The organism is bacterium, assembly GCA_040755795.1.
Taxonomy (GTDB): domain Bacteria; phylum UBA9089; class CG2-30-40-21; order CG2-30-40-21; family SBAY01; genus JBFLXS01.
Genome location: JBFLXS010000727.1, coordinates 1 through 1,189 on the forward strand (window position 1 = coordinate 1; position 1,189 = coordinate 1,189).

Annotated in this window: 2 protein-coding genes; both read left to right on the forward strand. The window is 38.3% G+C overall.

Annotated elements, in window-relative coordinates; translation table 11 throughout:
* The first annotated feature begins 86 nt into the window (after positions 1-86).
* A complete protein-coding gene (locus AB1414_21240) occupies positions 87-227 on the forward strand; it encodes a DUF2080 family transposase-associated protein (GenBank protein ID MEW6609936.1) in 141 nt (46 codons plus the stop codon).
* Positions 185-1,189, forward strand: a 1,005-nt coding sequence (locus AB1414_21245) for a transposase (GenBank protein MEW6609937.1), incomplete at its 3' end; no start/stop codon positions are given. The genes AB1414_21240 and AB1414_21245, both read left to right, overlap by 43 nt.

Here is a 1,189-nt window from a genome sequence, read left to right on the forward strand (position 1 = left end):
GTAATTGTTTACCTTCTTGAAGTTCGCCGATTATATACTTGAGCATAGAAAAGCTTATGTACTTCTTTAGCTACATTGTAGCTATTATGAAAAAAGAGGTAAAAATAGAGCTTCTCGGTTTTGAGATGCTTGAAAAGCAGGTCAATCAAAGCGGAAATAGTGGAAGAGTTTATGTTCCTGTTGAGTGGGTTGGCAAAAAAGTAAAAATAATTCTTCTGGAAAAATGAACGAAGCAGAGAAATTAAAAAAGAGAATAAAAGAGTTAGAAGAAGAAAACAAGCGACTAAAACAAGAGAAGGAAAAAATCAAGAGAGAATTCGAGCAATACAAAGCCAAATATCCAGCCACAAAAGAACTTCCTTCTTTTGTTAAAGAGGATGTTAAACATCCTAAGAAAACTCCCGGACAAAAGAAAGGACATAAGCCCTATTTTCGCAGGGTTCCTGGACGGATTGATTTTATTCGGCGTCTGGAAATAGATGTATGTCCGGATTGTGATACTGAATTAAGTGAGACTCAGGAAATTCGTAAAAGAGTGATTACTGACATACCCTTAATTTCCCAGACAATAAATACACAATACGATATTCACAGAAAATACTGCAAAACTTGTGATAAAATTGTTGAGCCCGCAGTTCCGAATGCGTTGCCAAATAGTCCCTTCGGGCTTAATTTGATGCTCTTGGTAGTATATTTGAAAATAGGCATGGCTCTGCCGTACAATAAAATACAACAACTTCTGCTGACAATGTATAATCTCCATATCAGCGAGGGAGGTCTAGTCAATATTCTCTTTCAAATCAAAGAAGGGTTTGGTGATTACTATCAAACTCTTGAGAGAAAGATGCGACAGGTAAAAGCTAAGCATGCGGATGAATCCGGCTGGAGAATAGACGGGATTAACCATAATATCTGGCTGTTTATCACTCAAGAAATTGCTCTCTATAAAATAAGGAAAAGCAGGGGCTCGGAAGTGCCGGAGCAGGTGTTAGGTAAGCAGAAAGATAAGACCATTATGTGTGACGGATTCTCAGCATACAATAAGCTGAAAACGCTGGCTGGATGTCTCATTCAGCTTTGCTGGTTCCATATCCTCAAGAACTCCAGAAAACATAAGAAGAATTATCCGGATGAGGGCACAGTCCTCCACGAAAAGCTCAAGAAAATATTTGAGCTTGCCAAGAGTTAT